This window comes from Deinococcus peraridilitoris DSM 19664 (assembly GCF_000317835.1).
In the GTDB taxonomy this organism is placed as follows: Bacteria; Deinococcota; Deinococci; order Deinococcales; family Deinococcaceae; genus Deinococcus_A; species Deinococcus_A peraridilitoris.
The window spans coordinates 3328171-3346254 of the sequence record NC_019793.1 but is presented as its reverse complement, the minus strand read 5'-3'; the positions used below and the strand labels follow the sequence as shown (position 1 = coordinate 3346254).

The window sequence follows — 18084 nt, the reverse complement described above, 5'->3', positions numbered from 1 at the left end:
ACCTTTGAAAATCTGGAAAATCAACTCTTCGTTCCTTTCGTTCATCGGTCCACGTCACCCATCACGGGGTCCATGGAAGCCAAAACGGTGATCAGGTCGGCGAACTGACCACCGACGCCCGCGTATTCCATGGCCTGCAGGTTGACGAAGCTCGGCGCGCGAATCTTCACCCGGTAAGGCATGGAGCCGCCGTCCGAGACCAGGTAGTACCCGACCTCGCCGCGCGCAGACTCGACGGGCACGTAGACTTCTCCAGCCGGGGGGTGAAAGCCTTCGGTCACCAGCTTAAAGTGGTGGATGACCGCTTCCATGCTGGTTTCGAGCGCCTCACGAGGCGGCAGGCTGATCTTGCGGTTGGGGTCCTTGAAGGGGCCGGGGCGCAGTTTGTTGACAGCCTGTGCGATGATCCGGCCACTTTCGCGCATTTCCTGCACACGCAGCATGAAACGCGCCAGACTGTCGCCATCCTGCGAAACGGGCACCTGAAAGTCATATTGCTCAAGGCCGCAGTAGGGACTCGCCTTGCGCACGTCGTAATTCACCCCGCTGGCACGCAGGTTCGGGCCGGTGAGCCCCAGATCGAGCGCCAGCTCGGCGCCGATCACGCCCACGTGCTTGGCACGGTCGAGGAAAATGGGATTCTGCGCGAAGAGCGACTCGTACTCGTCGATCTTGCTGTCGAGCACTCCCACGAACTCGCCGACGTGCTGCGCCCAGCCGTCGGGAATATCGCGCGACAGACCGCCCACGCGCAGCCAACTCTGGTTCATGCGGTAGCCGCTGACTTCCTCGAAGAGGTCGAGGATGGTCTCGCGCTCCCGGAAGGCGTAGAAGAACGGCGTGATGGCGCCCAGATCGAGCATGCCGGTGCCGATGAAGACGAGGTGGCTGGCAATGCGCCCGAGTTCGTGCAGAATGACCCGCACAACGTTGGCGCGCTCCGGAATGTCGGCGCCCAGCAGTTTCTCGACGGACAGCACGTAGGCCAGCTCGTGCCCAAAGCTGTGCAGGTAGTCGGTGCGCGGCGCGTACGTGATGTTCTGATGGTACGTGCGGTGCTCCATGGTCTTTTCAAAGCCGGTGTGCAGGTAGCCCATGTGGTTCACGAGCCGCACGACGTACTCACCGTCCATGTCGACCACCAGCCGCAGCACACCGTGGGTGCTGGGATGCTGTGGGCCGACGTTCAGGCTGAGAATCTCGGTGTTGCGCAGCGCAGCCTCGTCGGTGCGTACCTCGGCGCTCGGGTCACTCTGGATGGTCATGGTTCACCTGCGCTTTTGATGGGGGGCGCCTCGGGGCGGTCCTGCAGGCCTTTGCGCTCGCCGCCCCGCCAGCCGGTCAGGCCGCCGCTCTGCCCGGTCAGGCCGGCACGAAAAGAAGCTGGATCGATAAAGCGGCCCTCACGAAACTGCGTGGGCGATTCGCCCAGCGGAAAGTCCTTACGCAGCGGGTGCCCCTCGAGGTCGTCGGGCGTGAGGACCTTGCGCAAATCGGGGTGCCCTTCGAAGTGCACGCCCACCATGTCGAACACCTCGCGCTCCAGGTAATTCGCCGCTTTCCAGACCGGGTACAGGGAAGGCAGGGGCTCGCCGTCGTCGACAAACACCCGCAAAAAAATTCGGGTGTTGGTGCTCAAGTTGTAGAGGTTGTACACGACCCCAAAGCGCTTGGGCGTCGGCAGCACAAAATTCATATAGTCGATCCCGACCACGTCGAACAGCACAAAGCCGGCCTGCCTGAAGTGCAGCGCGAGCTGCACGAGTTGTGCACTTTCGACCACTGCCGTGGGTTCAAGGCCGCCTTCGAGCGTGAGTCGGGCGCCTTCAAGGGCTGCACGCGAGCGCCCCAGGTGCTCGGCACTCGCCACGGCGGGCTCCACCGGATTGGGTTGCTTCGTGTGCTGCATGTCCAGATTCTGGTCGCGTTTTACCTCGTCCATGCTTCCACCATCGGGAGCTGCTGGCCGAGCTGGTCAAAGCCCTCGCCGCGAATTTTCTTCTGCAGCTGCATCACGCCGTAAATCAGCGCCTCGGGGCGGGGCGGGCAGCCGGGAACGTACACGTCCACTGGCACCACGCTGTCGACGTTCTGCACGATGGCGTAGTTGTTGAACATGCCGCCGCTGCTGGCGCAGGCACCCATCGCGATAACCCATTTGGGATCGGGCATCTGGTCGTAGACGCGGCGCATGACCGGGGCCATTTTTTTGCTCAACCGCCCGGCGACGATCATCACGTCAGCCTGGCGCGGCGAGGCGCGGAACACCTCGCTGCCAAATCGCGCGAGGTCATTGCGGCCGTCGGTGGAGGCCATCATTTCGATGGCGCAGCAGGCCAGGCCGAACGTGGCAGGCCACAGGCTGTTGCTGCGTCCCCAGGCCACGAGTTTTTCGAGCGATGTGAACAGGATGCCCTCGTTTTCGAGTTCCTGCACGTCACGCTCGAAGAGGTCCTTTAGTCCCATTCGAGCACTCCCTTGCGAACGATATAGATGTAGCCGACCAGGACAAGGGCCACGAAGGTCACGGTCTCCCAGAAGGCAAAAGCGCCGAGTTTGCCGTACGCCACGGCAATCGGGTAAAAGAAGGCGGTCTCGATGTCGAAGATGATGAACAGCATCGCCACGAGATAGAAGTGGACTGGAAAGCGCTCGCGTCCGCCGGGCAGCGGGTCGTTGCCGCTTTCGTAGGCCATCAGCTTGGTGCGGCTGGGCTTTTTGGGTCCCAGGATGGCGCTGACGATGATGGCCAGAATGCCGATGCCCAGGCCAATCAACAGCATGATCAGGGCGTGGAGATATTCGATGGTGCTGCCTCCCTCAGGCGACCACATCACTCGTGCAAATTTTCACGAAGAGCATCAAGGCGGGTCCCGAAATCTAAACGAGTTGGTGTCTGGACGAAAAATTCAAGAAAAAGCAGAGATGTACACCTTGTTTTAGCATGAAATTCTCAGCCGCGACACCGCTACGTCACTATGATGCGGCGCTGGTCTCCGGCACTCTCCCACGCCGAGCACGCCACAGTATCCACGGCCCAGCGCAGAGCAGCCTGCTCGGAGTTGTAGGCTTACGCCCGCAATGCCAATGCTGTTTCACCCAAAACGGCGCACGGAGGAATTCAAAACAACCTCTGCATGCAAAACGATCAACAGGTGCCTACTGAAGCAGCCTACTGAAGCACTTCGACGAAGTCTTCCTCTTCCTCGGCCACCATGGGCAGCGTGAAGTAGAACGACGAGCCTTCACCCCGCAGCGATTCAACCCAGATCTGACCGCCATGGCCTTCGACGGCCAACTTGCAGAAGGCCAGGCCCATTCCCGTATCAAAGCGACTGTGCAACGTCAGACGAGATTGCTCGAAGGCACTGAACAGCCTGGGAATATCCTCAGCCGGAATACCTTCGCCATTGTCCGTGAGACACCACTCGACGTAAGAAGGCAGTTCACGCACCGAAAGCACAAGGCGTCCGCCACGCCGCGTATGCTTCACAGCATTTGACAGCAGGTTGGCAAGAATACGCCGCAGGATTTCCGGATCCGCGTGCAACGGCGACAAGCATTCGGGCAGCTTCAGGTACAGTTCGCGCTCACCCAGCTCTGCGCCGACGTCACCCCGGGCCTGCTCGATGATGTCGAGCAGGCTCGGGGTGAACAGGAACGTGCGGTTGAGGTGCATCTTGCCAGCCTGCATCTTCCGAACATCAAGCATGTTGACGGCCAGATGCAGCAGGTGCTGTGATTCGTCGCGGGCCAGCCGCAGCAGTTCGGCAAGATCGTCCGGTACGCGTTCATCGTCCTCCAGCACGACATCAAGCAGGCCGAGAACCGCACTGATAGGATTCTTGAGGTCGTGAACCAGCATGTGGACCAGCTGGTCACGCACCCGTTCCTCGTGTGCCCCAGCCTCAAGACGCTGCTGTTGATAGCGGGCACGTTCCTCGAGTTCTCGCAGCTGCCGGACACGTGCCAGCTGCGTTCTGATCATCAGGGCCAGGGCGACGGCAGGCGTCGTCGGTGCCACCAGCGCATCCACCCCTGCCGTGACGAAATTACCGAGTCCCTGCTCGCCCATGGCCATCCAGCGGGTATGCACGAGTTCCGGCCGCGAGCGCAGGATCGTCAGAATCTCCGCCAGCGGTAACTCGCTCGGCAGATCGTTGACCAGCAGAACCAGATCAGGCGTCGCCGCGTGCGTATCCCTCAACAGGGCCTCGGCAGTTCCTGCATGGTGCAGATGAACCTCAGGCAAGACCCTCGCCAGCACCTCCGCCCGCTCTGTTTGCGCACAGGCGATGTAGACGTGAGGTCGGGGCAGGGCAGTGCTCATGTCCCTTGATTTTAAACTATTATTCAGGTTTGATTCAGAAATTCTTCACTTAAGGGCCGGTTGAGCAACCTGAAAAATCAAATCCTCAGAATGTTTCGAGATCTTGGGGACAGCCCAGGCCACGAACACCGATCACGAAGGCTGGTCTGACCCACCGGACCGTGCCGCAATGGCCGATTGTAATCACAAGCAGGCGGACCAAACATGTGGCCTGAGGCAGAACCAAAAACAAGGGAGGCTGAGCCTCCCCCATCTGCAGACGGCCGTGCGATCAACTGACAGACAGTCCCGAGCGACGCAGTAGGGCCTCGGCATCAGGGTCACGACCCACGAAATCCCGGTAAAGCTGCGCCGGATCCTGGCTGTTGCCACGTGCCAGCACCTTCTCGACGAACTCGTTGCCGGTCACTTCGTTGAAAATGCCTTCCTCTGCAAAACGCGAGAAGGCGTCGGCATCGAGCACCTCAGACCATTTGTAGCTGTAGTAGCCCGAGGCATAACCCACCGAGCTGCCGAAAATATGGTTGAAACCCGCGATGAAGTAGTAGTCGTGTGGCAGCTCCACCGGATTGAATCGCGCCAGGATCTCGCGCGAGAACTCGATCGGGTCACGCTGACCGTCCCAGTCCATGTGAAGTGCCAGATCGACTGTACCGAAGCTGATCTGACGCATGGCCGCGTTGGCCGCCCGGTAGTTGCGCGCACTGATCATCTTCTCGAACAGCTCCTGGGGAATACGCTCGCCGGTTTCAAAGTGCCGGGCGAACAGATCGAGGGCATCGCGCTCCCAGCACCAGTTCTCCATGATCTGCGAAGGAAGCTCGACAAAGTCCCAGGCGACGCTGGTACCGGCCAGGCTGCGTGTCTCCACGCGGGAGAGAGCGTGGTGCAGCAGGTGCCCGAACTCGTGGAAGACCGTTTCGACCTCGCGGTGATTGAGCAGCGCAGGCAGACTGCCCACAGGTGGAGTGAGATTGCCGCACATCAGGCCCAGGTGGGGCAAAAAGCCATCAGGCGTGGGGCGACCGGTGATAAAGGCATTCATCCACGCGCCCCCACGCTTGCTGTCGCGCGGGAACCAGTCGGTATAAAAGCTCGCCACGTGCTCACCCTGGCGGTTATACAGGTTGTAGTACCTGACCTCTTCATGCCAGCCGGGCGACTCGGCCTCCTCGACACGCGCGCCGAAGACCCGGCGCGTGATCTCGAACAGGCCCGTGAGCACGCTTTCCATCGGAAAGTAAGGACGCAGGGCTTCATCGTCCAGGGCGTACTTGGCTACTCGCTGCTTCTCGGCCCAGTAGGTCACGTCCCAGGGTTGCAGTGCGGGCGCTTCCGGACCGGCCTGCTCGCGGTAAAAGGCTTCCAGCTCGGCGTTTTCCCGCTCGTAAAAAGGCCGGACGCGCGCTTCGAGGTCGGCTTCGAAGGTCTGGGCACGCGCGCCACTGCCCGTCATGCGCTCGGCCAGCACCAGATCGGCAAAATTGTCAAAGCCCAGCAGCCGTGCCTTTTCGGCGCGCAGCCTGAGAATCTGCCCCACCAGCGGACGGTTGTCGCGCCCTTCATCCACGGCCAGGCGGTTGGAGGCTTCCCACAACTCCTGTCGCAGGCTGCGGTCGTCGGCATAAGTCAGCACCGGCTGATAGCTGGGCAGGTGCAGCGTCAGTCGGTATCCGTCCCGACCACGCTTTTGCGCTTCAGCGCGCAGTGCCGAGCGGGCCCGCTCGGGAACGCCGGACAGACGGTCCTCGTCAACGTACAGCTCGAATGCCGCGGTGCCGTCGAGCACGTTCTGACGGTACTTGGTGGTCACCTCCGCCAGTTCCAGGTCGAGCGCCTTGACACGTTCCTTCTTTTCGGGAGGCAGATCGGCTCCCTGGCGGCGAAAGCGGTCCATGGTGAGCTGCAGGAAACGCGCACGCTCCCCGGTCAGCGCCCGCGCGTGCGGGGTTTCGGAGTAACGCTTCGTGGTCTGCCACAGCTCATCGGAAAGTTCGAGCTCGGTTTCAAACGCGCTGACCTTGGGCAGGATGGCGTTGAAGGCCGCGCGCCAGTCATCGCTGGACACCACAGCCTCCAGGTGACCGACAATGGTAGTGACGATGTCGAGCTCGCGCGTCAGCCCGTCGAGGTCGCTCAGAAAGCGCTCCGGATCATTCGCGGCCGTGAGCGTCGTCAGCCGCTGACGTGCAGACGCCAGCAGCACGCCCACGGCGCTTTCGGCGTGTTCCGGCCGAATCTGGTCGAACGGAATCTGGAAGCCGACACCGAGCAAAGGATTCACACGTTCCGAGATCATGCCGGGAGTATACGCGAGCGATTTCTGAGGAGGTCGACACCCGGCAATTTGGCTTATCGAAGTGGTGCGTGCTCGCTGCCAGGAGACATCCGGTACAGCAGCATCGCGTCACCCAGACTGTAAAAGCGGTAGCGCTGAGAAATCGCTTCCCGGTACGCGGCTTCGATGAGTGGTGCGCCGGCAAAAGCCGCAACCAACAGCAACAGCGTCGAGTTCGGCAGGTGGAAGTTGGTGATCAGCAGGTCAGGCACGTTCAGCTTGTCACCCGGACGAATGAAGATACGCGTCTCGGCCGTTCCTGCCTGCAATGCGCCGTCACACCAGGCACTTTCCAGGGCACGCACCGTCGTCGTGCCAACAGCCACCACCCGCCGGCCTTCACGGCGGGCGCGGTTGACAGCCTCAGCCGTTGCCGGCGGCACCTCATAGGATTCCGCGTGCATCACGTGCTCCTCGATGGCGCCGCTGATCGGCCGGAAGGTTCCCGCCCCCACGTGCAGGGTGATCTGCACGCGCTCCACGCCCATCGCGTCGATACGCGACAGCAGTTCAGGAGTGAAGTGCAGTCCGGCTGTGGGCGCAGCGACGCTGCCGGGCGCACGTGCGTAGACCGTCTGGTACCGCTCGCCCACATCACCGTGAATGTAAGGTGGAAGCGGCAGGCGACCCAGGCGGTCAAGGTGGGGCTTCACGTCTTGCGAAAAACGCAGCAGACGGGCGCCGTCGGGAAGCTGACCCACCACCTCGGCTTGCAGATCGCCGAACAGCAGCTGGCTGCCAGCCCGCCGGGCGCCTCGCAGCATCGCGCTCCAGGTGAGCGGTGACTCTTCGCGCAGCAGCAGTACCTCGATACGCCCACCCGTGGGTTTGCGTGCCTCCAGCCGCGCCGGAATCACCTTTGACTCGTTGAAGACCAGGACGTCACCCTCACGCAGGAAATCCGGCAGCTCGCGAAAGATGCGGTGCTGCAACGTTTCTCCTACAATCATCAGACGCGAGGCGTCACGGGGTTCAGCGCCCCGCTGGGCGATCAATTCTCCGGGAAGTTCAAAATCAAGCAATGTGGACACGTAACCCCACTCACGCCGGTCGGGCCTTGGCAGGCATCAGGGCACCCTCGATGTCAACCAGATTGGTGAATTTATCCACCACATCCACCAGCTTCTGAGCAGTGTGCTCCCGGAAGGCCACGACCTCAATGCGCTTGCCCCGCTCCTGAAAGACCTCCATCATGTCGGCAAAGTCGCCGTCGCCGCTGCCCAGCACGATCACGTCAAGATGATCGACCAGCCGGGTCATGTCGGCGACCATGCCCATGTCCCAGTTGCCTTCCCAGATGGGCTTTCCCTGCTCGGTAACGTGATGCAGCTGCAGATTCATGCGCCGCACCTTGTAGCCCAGCGTGCTGAGCTTGTAGATGAAGGGCCGCGCCGAGGACTCGCCCTCCTTTTCCACCACGTACGCCACGGCGCGCACGAGTTCGCGCCCCTCACAGCCATAACGCAGCAGCGTCTCGAAGTTGACGGTACGCTCGTGCAGGTCACGCGCGGAGTGATAGAGATTCTGGGTATCGATAAAAATGCCAACTCTGGGTTTATGAACGACGTAGTGCATTAGGGAAGCTCCTAAAAGCTGTCAGCGGTCGGCTTTCAGCGGTCAGCAAAAGATGAGCCCAGGCTAACACGCTGCGCCGCGCAACGGGCCAGGCCAAAGGCCGACCGCTGAGCGCTTCTCAGCCCGTGTTGCGCATGCCGGCCGCAATGCCCTGAATGGTGAGCAGCAGGGCACGCTCCATGTCCTCTGGCATCTCCCCGCCCTGCGCGCGAGCACGTTGCAGCAACTCGACCTGCAGGCGGTGAATCGGGTCGACATAGGGATTGCGCAGTTCGATCGAGGTCCGCAAGCGGGGTTCGTGCAGCAGCAACGGTCCGCCGACTGCGTCCTCGACGCGCATGACCGTCTCGGCGTAGGCCTCCTTGATACGTGAGGCGAGCGCCGAGACAGGCGCGAGGCGCAGGTACTCGTCGAAAATCAGCAAGTCACTCTTGGCGAGGCTCATCTGGGCGTTGTCCAGCACCGCACGGAAAAAGGGCCATTCGCGGTACATTTCACGTGCCTGGCCTTCACCGATGGCCCTGAGTCCCTCTGCCAGACCGTACCAGCCTGGCAGGTTCGCACGGTTCTGCGTCCACGACATCACCCACGGAATAGCCCGCAGGTTGTGCAGCGTCGGTGCGCCGGGACGCCGCACAGGGCGCGAAGCGATGTTGAGACGCGCGATTTCGTGAATGGGGGTCACCGCTTCGAAGAAGCCGAGAAAGTCCTCGTGATCGACCAGCGCGCGGTATGCCTGCACGCTCGCAGCTGCGCCACGCGAAAGTGCCTCGGTCCAGTCGGAGGGCAGCAGCTCATCGTCGCGGGCTGCCGCCAGCAGCAACCCGTGCAGCGCCTGTTCGAGGTTACGGTGGGCCAGCAGCGGGTGGCTGTACTTGTCCGCCAGCGCCTCTCCCTGCTCGGTCAGGCGCAGACCCGCACCGATGGTACCACCCGGTTGCCCCAGAATGGCCCGTGCAGCCGGCCCCCCACCCCGACCGATCGAGGTGCCACGACCGTGAAAGAAGCGCCACGTGACCCCGGCTTCCCGGCACACGGCGGCGATGTTGCGCTGTGCTTCGTGCAAGGCCCAGTTGGCTGCCAGAAAGCCGGCGTCCTTGTTGCTGTCGCTGTAACCCAGCATGATTTCCTGCACGTCGTCCTGCAGGACACGGCGGTACTCGGGCAGTGCGAGCAGCTCACGTATGACTCCTGGCCCATTGGCCAGGTCGTCCAGTGTCTCGAACAGCGGCACCGGCAACACCCGAAAACCCACCTCACGGGCCAGCAGCAGTGGTTCGAGCACGTCCGAGACGCTCTCGGCCATCGAGATGACATAGCGGCCAAAGGCCCCCGCGCCCACGGCGCGAACCGCGTGGGCGACCTCACGGATGGGCCCCACCGTCCGTTCCAGCGCCTCGGGGCGCTCCTCTCCTGCCGGCCACAGGGGTCGGCGGGACGCCAGTTCGCGGCGCAGCACCTGCTGTTTTTCCGTTTCAGAAAGCGTTTCGTAGTTCTCCACACCTGCTTCACGCAGCAGCAGCGACACCGCCGCGCCGACCACCTCGGAATGCTCGCGGATGTCGAGGCTGACCAGATGACGTCCGAAGGTACGGGCCAAGGTCAGGGCAGGACCCAGCAACTCATCGGCACTGCGGCGCTGCCCGGCAAGGCGCAGCGCGCCGTCGAGCGCTTCCAGGCGGCCCACCACGTCGACATCCTTACCGCGCGCGACACCGTCATAAACACCGTCATAAATGGCCTGGATTTCGCCGCGCCAGGGTTCCTGACCTTGTTGCTGCTGGCTGACATACGCAAAGGCACGCGCGAGAACCTCAAGCAACTGGTCACGCGCCCGCTCGGCATGCAAGGCCAGCGTATCCCGCGTCGCCTCGGGGGTCACGAACGGATTCCCGTCGCGGTCTCCCCCCATCCACGAAGAGAACTTCAGGGGCAGCTCCACACCCTTACCTGACACGGCGTCCCGCACTTGCGGCGAGCGGCCGTAGACCCGTTCGAACGCCAGACGCCAATCGCGTGACAGACGCGGCAAGGCCTGGGCGATCGAGCGAACGTAGCTCAAGCCAGCCTTGACTTCGTCTTGCACGGTCGGCTTGAGGCGGCGCAGTTCCAGCGTGCCCCACATCGCCTCGATGTGCGCGGTTATGCGGGCCAGGGCCTCCTCGTTCAGGTTGGGCAGGTCGCGGGCGATCTCCTCCAGGTGGGTGCGGGTGGTGCGCCGCCGCATTTCGGTCGGGTGGGCGGTGAAGGTCAAGTTGAGCTCGACACTGCGCGACAGCGCCTCGACTTTCTCGGCGCTCCATCCGCGCGCCTGCAGCTTGACCAAGGCGTCTTCGAGGCTTTGGGGACGTGGGCCTTCACGGCCGCGCAGTGCGCGCACCCGCTCGTATTCTTCGGCCAGGTTGACGAGCTGGAAGTACCACGAAAAGGCCCGCACGAGGTTCTCGGCGTCCTGCGGGGAGGCGCTCGCCAGCACGTCACGCAGGGGCGCGTCCCGTCCGGCATCGCGGGCGTCACGGACCAGGGCACGGACCTGCTCGACCAGCTCGAAAAAAGCTTCACCTTCCTGTTCGCGCAGCACGGTCCCCAGGGCGCGCCCCAGCGTGCTGACATCACTGCGCAGTTCACCCTGACGCGCGTTTTGCCGGACGTCGGTCATGTCAGTGCCTCCTGTTGGCCAGCTTGTGGCCGGTCGTCACCTTCGGTGTAGCGGTAACGCTCGATGCTGAGGGTTTTGCCGTGTTCGATGGTCAGTGCCACCGCGTTGAGCTGCGCGCGACCCTCGGCCACACCGAAGCGGTGCGGCAGCCGGGTCACGAAGCGGGCGATAGGGCCTTCGGTGTCCGCGCCAATGATGCTGTCAAGCGGTCCGGTCATGCCGGCATCGGTCTGAAACCCGGTGCCCTGAGGAAGAATACGGGTGTCCGCCGTCGCCACGTGTGTATGCGTACCGATGACCGCCGCCACCCTCCCGTCGAGGTAATACGCGAATGCGGCCTTCTCGCTGGTGGCCTCAGCGTGAAAGTCCACAAATACGTTGCCCAACTCACCGCGCTCCAGAAGCGCGTTTGTGCCCAGAAAAGGATCGTCCAGGGCTTCCATGTAGGTACGGCCCATGGCGTTCATGACGGTCAGCCGCTCTCCATTGACCTGGAAGGTCGACCACCCTACCCCGGCCGCGCCCAGCGGGTAATTGAGTGGTCGGATGATGCGCGGATCGTCCAGCAGCGAATAAATTTCCTTGTTTCCCCAGGTATGGTTGCCCAGCGTGATGCAGTTCACGCCCGCGTCGAACATCAGGGCGGCGCTTTCACGGTTGAGACCGAAGCCTCCCGCGCTGTTCTCGCCGTTGGCGATGATGAAGTCAAAACGCCCCCGCACGGTGGGCAGGTGGTTCTGCAACACCCGGCGGCCCGGTTTTCCGTACACGTCACCGATGAAGAGCAGGCGCAGCATGACGGTACTTTAACGTACTTGGCACACCAAGCGTCGGACCTGGTCAGACACCCGCCCAAGGCAGGCGTGCTGAGCCGCAATCCTCAACGTATGATTCTTGCCGGCTCGATTCCAGCGGCGCGTCTTGCCGGCAACAGGGCGGCCAGCAGGGTTATGCTCAGCCCGACCAGATTGACCCAGACAAAATCGGCAGGGCGCAGTTCCACGGGCAGGGCGCTGATAAAGTAAAGATCACCGGGCAGTTCGAAGGGCTGCCATTGAAAATACAGGCTCAGCAGAATGCCCAGGGCATTGCCCAACAGCAGACCGGCCGCACCCAGCAGGGCCCCTTCGAGAACGAACGTTCGGAGAATGTCGCTTCGGCGTGCCCCTACCGCACGCAGAATGGCAATTTCGGGTGTCTTTTCAAAGACGGTCAGGGTCAGCACGTTGGCGATTCCGAAAGCGGCAACCAGCACGATCAGAAAGACCACGATGCCGATCACGCGTTTTTGCAGCGCCAGCTGGTCGATCAGGGTACGGTTGAAGTCCTGCCACGGCACGGCGCTGTACTCGATGCCAGCGCTGAGCTGCAGACCGACTTCCGGTGCACGGTCGGGGTCACGCAGCTTCAGCTGATAACCGGCGATGTTGCGGCTTTCCTGCAGCGCCTGCAATGTTTCCAGCCGCACAAAGGCATATCCCGCGTCGATCAGGTAATTCCCGGTCCGGAAGAGACCCTTGACGCGCAGCGCAGCGCGGCGTTGCTGGCTGTTGAGCAGCCGCAGTTCGTCGCCCGCGAACGCTCCGACGGATTGGGCAAGAGCGCTGCCCAGCAGCACCTCTCCCGGCTGCAGGCGCTCCATCAGTTGACGCTCCTCTGGGCGCAGGTCGATCACGCTGGCGTGATCGGGAGTGACCGCAAAAATGGTGGCAAAGTCGATGCCCGCACTTCGACCTGCGCTGGCTGGCCGGGTCAGCAAACCCTTGTCAGCCAGAAACGGGGCGAAAGCGACGACCTGTGCGTGGCTCCCGAGGCGCTCTTCCAAAGCAGGGTCGCGCGGTCCGGGTGTCCATCGCGACAGCGAGAGCTGCGGCGTGGCCCGGAGGGTGGCGTCGATCAATGCCCGGCTGAAACCGTTGGTCAGTGACAGTGCGGTGATCAGCACCATGATGCCCACGGCGACACCGAGCACCGTGATGACGTTTTGTGTTCGGCGATGACGCAGGTGCGCAAAGGCGAGGGTCAAGGGCAGAGAACGTTTGGGCTGGAAGTCGCCGTGCACCCGGTCAGCATAGCAGGGCATTCCAGGCGAACAGGGCCTGCAAAAAACCGACCCAGGCTGGTCGGTCTGTGCGAAAGTCTGTTCAAAAATACCTGGCCGGACTCAGGTGGTCACTGAATCGCCGTGATGCGGATGTTGCGCGCGCCCCATTGAAGCGCCTGAGATCGACTGCTCATCCAGATGTCCAGCGAGTTGCGCTTGCGGGCGGCCATCGTGTCCTCGACGATGAACACCCGACCGGCCAGCAGACTGTTATACCTGCCCGACATGTCCTCCAGGCGAACCCGGGTGCCATAGGGAAACTTGGCAAGGAGATCGCGTGACAGGGCGATCACGCCAAAGCGGGTGCGGGTGCCGGTGGCCGTAATGAATGGGGTGCTGTCGGTCTGTCCGACTTCACTGTTATAGGCTGTCGCACGGACCACGGCCACACGCGGTGTGCGCTTCGCGGCGCTCGTCTGGGCCTTCGCGACACCCTGCTCGCGGAGCCTGGTGGCGTCCGCCTTGGCAGCCGCTGGCTTTGGAGCGGCGGTCTTGGCCACCACCTGCTGTGGGACGGCTGAAGGTTGGGCCTTGGTCACGGTCACGTCAGGCTCGCTCAAGGCTTCCTTGACTGCCTGCTCCACGAGCGCACTTGCAGGCAGGGCTGGCGTAGCGAATGCACTGCCTGTCAGCGCCAGCCACAGGGCGCCTTTGAGTGTGGAAAACACGCGTTTTAAAAGCATAGAACTCCTATGGCACTTCCGGTATGGAAGCGCCGAGTGGGGTGTTGTTTGGATCAGGTTTTAGTCAGGCGCAAGAGCGCTGCTACTGAACTTAGGTCGCCCTGATGACAGTGTTATGAGAAAGAGGGATTTTCTTTCTCATAAATTGGCGTATAATAAACCACATTCGGGACACAGTTATGCCGATTTTTCTCGCCTCAGACACGAATTGCGGAGTGAGGAAAACTCTAATATTCTCATTTATATTCTCATTTATAGAAGAGGTCGAGGGCATAAAAGGGTCATGCTTCGGATTGTTTTCGGGCTGTTGTGGCCTGAAATCACAGCGAAGGCAGCCAAACGTGAGCTCATTCGCCAAAAAAAGTCTCTGGGCATCCACCCAGAGACTTTTTTAATGAGAAAAATCTCATGCTTTACTCACTTTTAACAGGAGGGTACGCCCACTGGGAAAATACCTCGGTTGCAATGTCGCGATAAATCGGCGCAGCCAACTGCGATCCGTGATAGTCGTGTGTCGCGCCGTGCACCATCACTGCCAGGGTCACCCGGGGGGCCTCAGCAGGGAAAAACCCGGCAAAAACGCTGTTATACAGGGTGCTGCTGTACCGTCCGTTCTCAGCCACCTGTGCAGTACCCGTCTTGCCAGCCAGCTGGTAGCCGGGAATGCCGGCCGCATGCGGAATGCCTTCCTGCACAACCGAAGTCAGGAGTGTCCGCATGGTTTCGGCGGTCTCAGGACGCAGCACCTGACGTGGCTCCCCCGTGGGTTCATCGCTGACCAGCCGGGGAGGAAGGTACTGGCCGCCATTGGCCAGGGCATTGTAGGCAGCCGCCAGCTGCAAGGTGGTGCCCGACATTCCCTGACCGAATGAGGTATTGACCCGGACAATATCGTTCCAACGCTGCCAAGGCTGCAGCAGCCCGGTCTCAGTGTAGACGTTTTTCATTCCCACCTTCTGCCCGAATCCATATGCGGTGAGGTAAGCGTACATTTCGTTCGGTGTGAAGTGCTCTACGATGTGGCTCATGCCCACATTGCTGGAGTAACGCAGCACCTCCTTGGTGGACAAGGTCGGCGGGTGTGCCACGGCATCGTTGATGGTGTTACGGCCGATTCGGCGCCGCATGGGCGTGCTGTACCCCGTCCCGGGAGTCGTCAGTCCGTCGTTGATGGCGGCACCGATAATCAGCGCCTTGATGGGGCTGCCCGGCTCGTAAACGTCCACCAGCGGCCGGTTGCGGCGGTCTGCCGCCGGAAAGTTCCGCCAGTTGTTGGGGTCGAACGGTGGATAGCTCGCAGCCGCCAGAATTCGCCCCGACTTCACGTCAAGCGCCACCACCGAGCCATACTTGCCCTGCCGGTCCTTCACAGCCCGCGCGAGGACCGACTCGGCCACCGCCTGCAAGCGGGGATCGATGGTCAGCGTAATGTCCTCACCGCGCGCGAGTCGGTCCTCGAAGCTGGCCTCGAGACCTTCCAGGCCCCGGTCAGTGCCGACCATGCCGAGCAGCTGCCCGGCAAGCTGACCTTGAGGATACATCCGCTTCTGCCCCACGGTCTTGGCGAGCACCGTGCCGTCTTGAGCCAGAATGCTGCCACGCGACACTACGGTCTTGGCAGTGTACCCCTGCGGAAGCCGCATTTCGATCTGCGCATAAGCGTAAACCAGCAGTAGAAACGCAGCCAGCCATACGGCGAGCATCAGGCGAGAACGGTTGCGCAGCTTTACTTCCATCGGGTCTGGACCTCCAGCGGTCGGTGGGGAGCGGGCGGGGCTACATCGGGCAAGGGTTCAAATTGAGCACTGGATTTACGAGCACGACTGAAAGGAACCATCTCGTTGGCAAGCGCCCATTCGCGCACCCGGGCACTGGAGGTGCGCGCCTGGATTTCGAGCTGCAGAGCCTGCTTTTGCTGCGTCAGCATGGTGAGCTGCCCGCGCACTTCCAGCAGCTCCGGACGCAGCGTACGCGTCTGAAAGCGCAAGCCGACCAACACGCCACCCAGCAGCAGGTAGATCAGGGTGTAACGCAAGGCGCGCGCACGCCACAGATTCTGATCCCACGAGGTATTCACGTGACCCCCCCCGCATTCGGCGCATTCTTGACGGCCACGCGCAGTTTCGCGCTGCGCGCGCGTGGATTGCTTTCCTGCTCGTCTTCGCCTGCTTCGAGAGGGCGTTTGTGCAGGGGCGTCAGTTGCGTGGAGCTACGCAGAAAGCGCTTCACGATGCGGTCTTCCAGGCTGTGAAAGGAAATGACGGCCAGCCGCCCTTCCGGCGCGAGGATTTCCTCGGCCGCCTGCAGCCCGTCCCGCAAGGCGCCCAGCTCGTCGTTGACGTAGATTCTCAGTGCCTGAAAGGTCCGCCGGGCAGGGTGAATGCCACGCGAGTAGCCCGGGTACGCGCGCTTGATGATGTCGGCCAGTTGGACGGTCGTTTCGATGGGTGCCTGCTCACGGGCCCGGACAATGCCGCGCGCCAGGCGACGCGAGTGACGCTCTTCCCCATACTCGTAGATCACAGCGGCCAATTCTTCTTCCGGTAATTCGTTGACCACGTCTGCAGCGCTTTCACCGGCCTGCGACATGCGCATGTCAAGGGGCGCGTCGGTGTGGTAGGAAAATCCCCGGTCCGAATCGTCCAGCTGAAAGCTCGAGACCCCGATGTCGAGCAGCACGCCGTTCACGGACTCGACACCCCGCTCGGCCAGCAGGGTTCGCATCTCCCGGTAGTTTCCCTGAATGACATGAAGTCCGGGGAGCTGCTCCTGACGCAGCCGCTCCAGGGCGTAGGGGTCCTGGTCAATACCGTATACGGTCGCCCCGGCACCCAGCAACAGCCGCGTGTGTCCTGCACCACCCAGGGTGCCGTCGACAATAACGCTCCCAGGCCCAGGCCGAAGGGCGTCGAGCACTTCGGTGGCCAAGACAGGGGTATGGGTCAGGTTCGTCATGAGGTTTGTGAGTATGTCTAAAGATTAGCTCAGGCAGTGAAGTTTGCCAGCAACTCCGGGCGCGGTGGGTCGTCCTGCACGGTCTGTATCGCCGCTTCCCAGCGTGCGGGGTTCCAGAGTTCCAGCCGGTTGGGCGCGCCCGCCACGATGACCTCGCCTTCCAGACCGGCGAAGGCACGCAGGGTTTGCGGAACCGAAACCCGGCTCTGATTGTCGAGGGTACTCTTCGAGGCACCTGAATAGAAAAAACGGACGAACGCCCGGCTGTCCCGGTCGGTCAGGGGCAGCCCTTCCAGCTGCTCCTCGACCCGCCGCCACCCGGCCAGCGGAAAGACGTACAGGCATCCCTCCATCCCCCGCGTGAGAATCATGCCGTCTTCGACGAATTGTCGAAAGGAAGGTGGAATGACCACCCTGCCTTTCTCATCAATCGAATACGGGTACTCTCCGTAGGGCAATCCGTCCTCTTTCCCCACCGTCTCCCACCGTCGTTTTCGGAAGAAGTTGCGCCGAACACTTTGTAGACGACGCTTTTCGGTTGTGTGAAGTGTAACACCAAGCCCCACCTTTTACCACTCTCACCCACTTTTCACCCCAATTTTCCCACATGAGAAGCAAATATCCCCACCTCGCTCATCAAAAGCAGGCCAGCCGGGGTGTGCCTTTCCCACCCTGAACACCTGAGCCGCGCGGCGTTCTATGAAACCCTGAGGGGCGCAACGTTCGTCACCTGCCGGAGCGGGGGCCTTCCATGAAGGTTCGCGCACTCGCCCCGGTCGCGCGCAGTCCGTTTGGAAACGCCGTACATGCTCTCCCCAGCAGCATCCACACCTTCGAAACCACCGCACCCCTGAGCCTCCGGCAGCGGTCGGCCCGACGCTCTTTCCTGCAGGGATTCACTCTGACCCGATTGGCGTCTGATTATCTGGCAGAGTGGTCCGCGACGTACTCCAGGCGCAGTGGCTGCCTCACGTAAAATGGGCATCTGCCGACTCCGGTGCATAAAAAACCCCGCCGAAGCGGGGCTGGGAAGGTAGTAAGCCGGGTTCTGTTCACTGACGTTCGCCAGTGCCACGATCATCTCTCTGGGACGCCCGTCGCCGGGCGCCTCAAGCGGCCATCCTGGGGATCAGGGGAGCGGGCCGCTCCTCCCCCACTGTCGGGCCTTGCACCGGATGGGGTTTACCAGCTCTTCTGGTCTCCCAGAAGACTGGTGCGCTCTTACCGCACCGTTTCACCCTTGCTGCCACCGGCCAAAGCCGAAAAGCAGCGGTCTCGTTTCTGTGGCACTTTCCGTCGGCTTCGCATGTGCCCGGTTCTCCTTGGAGGACTGGCCTTTTGCTCGCCGCCCAGCCGTTAGCTGGCATCCTGCCCTGCGGTGCCCGGACTTTCCTCACGCCGGACGCTGACGCCCGAACGCGCGACCGTGTCCCTTCCCAG

At 62.2% G+C, this 18084-nt stretch carries 16 protein-coding genes and 1 other RNA gene; all 17 read right to left on the bottom strand.

The features are described from left to right. Positions 1-41: 41 nt before the first annotated feature. The 17 genes from nuoD to rnpB all read right to left on the bottom strand — a co-directional run bounded on the left by nuoD (position 42) and on the right by rnpB (position 18084). The gene (gene nuoD / locus DEIPE_RS16270) at positions 42-1265 is read right to left on the bottom strand and encodes an NADH dehydrogenase (quinone) subunit D (RefSeq protein ID WP_015237067.1); all 1224 of its coding nucleotides are present in this window, start codon (positions 1263-1265) and stop codon (positions 42-44) included. Further along, positions 1262-1942, bottom strand: a complete 681-nt coding sequence (locus tag DEIPE_RS16265; protein WP_015237066.1) for an NADH-quinone oxidoreductase subunit C — start codon at positions 1940-1942, stop codon at positions 1262-1264. Before DEIPE_RS16265 ends, nuoD begins: the two co-directional genes overlap by 4 nt. Continuing rightward, entirely contained in the window at positions 1930-2466 is a 537-nt protein-coding gene (locus tag DEIPE_RS16260) for a NuoB/complex I 20 kDa subunit family protein (RefSeq protein ID WP_015237065.1), read from the bottom strand. Before DEIPE_RS16260 ends, DEIPE_RS16265 begins: the two co-directional genes overlap by 13 nt. Further along, positions 2457-2783 (bottom strand): NADH-quinone oxidoreductase subunit A, encoded by a 327-nt coding sequence (locus DEIPE_RS16255; RefSeq protein ID WP_041231658.1) that lies wholly within the window; start codon positions 2781-2783, stop codon positions 2457-2459. Before DEIPE_RS16255 ends, DEIPE_RS16260 begins: the two co-directional genes overlap by 10 nt. 389 nt (positions 2784-3172) lie before the next feature. Further along, the gene (locus tag DEIPE_RS16250; RefSeq protein WP_015237063.1) at positions 3173-4330 is read right to left on the bottom strand and encodes an ATP-binding protein; all 1158 of its coding nucleotides are present in this window, start codon (positions 4328-4330) and stop codon (positions 3173-3175) included. A gap of 271 nt (positions 4331-4601) precedes the next feature. Then, positions 4602-6629, bottom strand: coding sequence for a M3 family metallopeptidase (locus DEIPE_RS16245; protein WP_015237062.1), 2028 nt, complete (start codon positions 6627-6629; stop codon positions 4602-4604). A 53-nt stretch (positions 6630-6682) separates the two neighbouring features. Continuing rightward, the gene (queA, locus tag DEIPE_RS16240; RefSeq protein ID WP_015237061.1) at positions 6683-7699 is read right to left on the bottom strand and encodes a tRNA preQ1(34) S-adenosylmethionine ribosyltransferase-isomerase QueA; all 1017 of its coding nucleotides are present in this window, start codon (positions 7697-7699) and stop codon (positions 6683-6685) included. 10 nt (positions 7700-7709) lie between these two features. Beyond that, on the bottom strand, positions 7710-8243 hold the full coding sequence (locus tag DEIPE_RS16235) for a LabA-like NYN domain-containing protein (protein ID WP_015237060.1): 534 nt from the start codon (positions 8241-8243) through the stop codon (positions 7710-7712). A 118-nt stretch (positions 8244-8361) separates the two neighbouring features. Then, positions 8362-10902 carry a phosphoenolpyruvate carboxylase gene (locus DEIPE_RS16230; protein WP_015237059.1) on the bottom strand — a complete coding sequence of 847 codons (2541 nt, stop codon included), beginning with the start codon at positions 10900-10902 and terminating at the stop codon, positions 8362-8364. Further along, a complete protein-coding gene (locus tag DEIPE_RS16225) occupies positions 10899-11699 on the bottom strand; it encodes a TIGR00282 family metallophosphoesterase (RefSeq protein ID WP_015237058.1) in 801 nt (266 codons plus the stop codon). The genes DEIPE_RS16230 and DEIPE_RS16225 overlap by 4 nt, the downstream gene beginning before the upstream one ends. Positions 11700-11782: 83 nt before the next feature. Next, the gene (locus DEIPE_RS16220) at positions 11783-12985 is read right to left on the bottom strand and encodes an ABC transporter permease (RefSeq protein WP_015237057.1); all 1203 of its coding nucleotides are present in this window, start codon (positions 12983-12985) and stop codon (positions 11783-11785) included. Between the two features lie 89 nt (positions 12986-13074). Next, the gene (locus tag DEIPE_RS16215; RefSeq protein WP_015237056.1) at positions 13075-13689 is read right to left on the bottom strand and encodes an RlpA-like double-psi beta-barrel domain-containing protein; all 615 of its coding nucleotides are present in this window, start codon (positions 13687-13689) and stop codon (positions 13075-13077) included. Between the two features lie 413 nt (positions 13690-14102). Next, on the bottom strand, positions 14103-15425 hold the full coding sequence (locus DEIPE_RS16210; RefSeq protein WP_015237055.1) for a peptidoglycan D,D-transpeptidase FtsI family protein: 1323 nt from the start codon (positions 15423-15425) through the stop codon (positions 14103-14105). Then, entirely contained in the window at positions 15416-15766 is a 351-nt protein-coding gene (locus DEIPE_RS16205) for a hypothetical protein (RefSeq protein WP_015237054.1), read from the bottom strand. Before DEIPE_RS16205 ends, DEIPE_RS16210 begins: the two co-directional genes overlap by 10 nt. After that, a complete protein-coding gene (gene rsmH / locus DEIPE_RS16200; RefSeq protein WP_015237053.1) occupies positions 15763-16644 on the bottom strand; it encodes a 16S rRNA (cytosine(1402)-N(4))-methyltransferase RsmH in 882 nt (293 codons plus the stop codon). The genes DEIPE_RS16205 and rsmH overlap by 4 nt, the downstream gene beginning before the upstream one ends. A 29-nt stretch (positions 16645-16673) precedes the next feature. Next, positions 16674-17102: a division/cell wall cluster transcriptional repressor MraZ gene (gene mraZ / locus DEIPE_RS16195; protein WP_041230951.1), complete on the bottom strand. Its 429-nt coding sequence runs from the start codon at positions 17100-17102 to the stop codon at positions 16674-16676. A gap of 563 nt (positions 17103-17665) precedes the next feature. After that, an RNA gene (gene rnpB / locus DEIPE_RS22550) (RNase P RNA component class A) lies at positions 17666-18084 on the bottom strand.

Excerpts from the sequence above, each read along its gene's own strand:
- nuoD (WP_015237067.1), bottom strand. The coding sequence starts at position 1,265 with ATGACCATCCAGAGTGACCCGAGCGCCGAGGTACGCACCGACGAGGCT.
- DEIPE_RS16265 (WP_015237066.1), bottom strand. The coding sequence starts at position 1,942 with ATGGACGAGGTAAAACGCGACCAGAATCTGGACATGCAGCACACGAAG.
- DEIPE_RS16260 (WP_015237065.1), bottom strand. The coding sequence starts at position 2,466 with ATGGGACTAAAGGACCTCTTCGAGCGTGACGTGCAGGAACTCGAAAAC.
- DEIPE_RS16255 (WP_041231658.1), bottom strand. The coding sequence starts at position 2,783 with ATGCTGTTGATTGGCCTGGGCATCGGCATTCTGGCCATCATCGTCAGC.
- DEIPE_RS16250 (WP_015237063.1), bottom strand. The coding sequence starts at position 4,330 with ATGAGCACTGCCCTGCCCCGACCTCACGTCTACATCGCCTGTGCGCAA.
- DEIPE_RS16245 (WP_015237062.1), bottom strand. The coding sequence starts at position 6,629 with ATGATCTCGGAACGTGTGAATCCTTTGCTCGGTGTCGGCTTCCAGATT.
- DEIPE_RS16235 (WP_015237060.1), bottom strand. The coding sequence starts at position 8,243 with ATGCACTACGTCGTTCATAAACCCAGAGTTGGCATTTTTATCGATACC.
- DEIPE_RS16230 (WP_015237059.1), bottom strand. The coding sequence starts at position 10,902 with ATGACCGACGTCCGGCAAAACGCGCGTCAGGGTGAACTGCGCAGTGAT.
- DEIPE_RS16225 (WP_015237058.1), bottom strand. The coding sequence starts at position 11,699 with ATGCTGCGCCTGCTCTTCATCGGTGACGTGTACGGAAAACCGGGCCGC.
- DEIPE_RS16220 (WP_015237057.1), bottom strand. The coding sequence starts at position 12,985 with ATGCCCTGCTATGCTGACCGGGTGCACGGCGACTTCCAGCCCAAACGT.
- DEIPE_RS16215 (WP_015237056.1), bottom strand. The coding sequence starts at position 13,689 with ATGCTTTTAAAACGCGTGTTTTCCACACTCAAAGGCGCCCTGTGGCTG.
- DEIPE_RS16210 (WP_015237055.1), bottom strand. The coding sequence starts at position 15,425 with ATGGAAGTAAAGCTGCGCAACCGTTCTCGCCTGATGCTCGCCGTATGG.
- rsmH (WP_015237053.1), bottom strand. The coding sequence starts at position 16,644 with ATGACGAACCTGACCCATACCCCTGTCTTGGCCACCGAAGTGCTCGAC.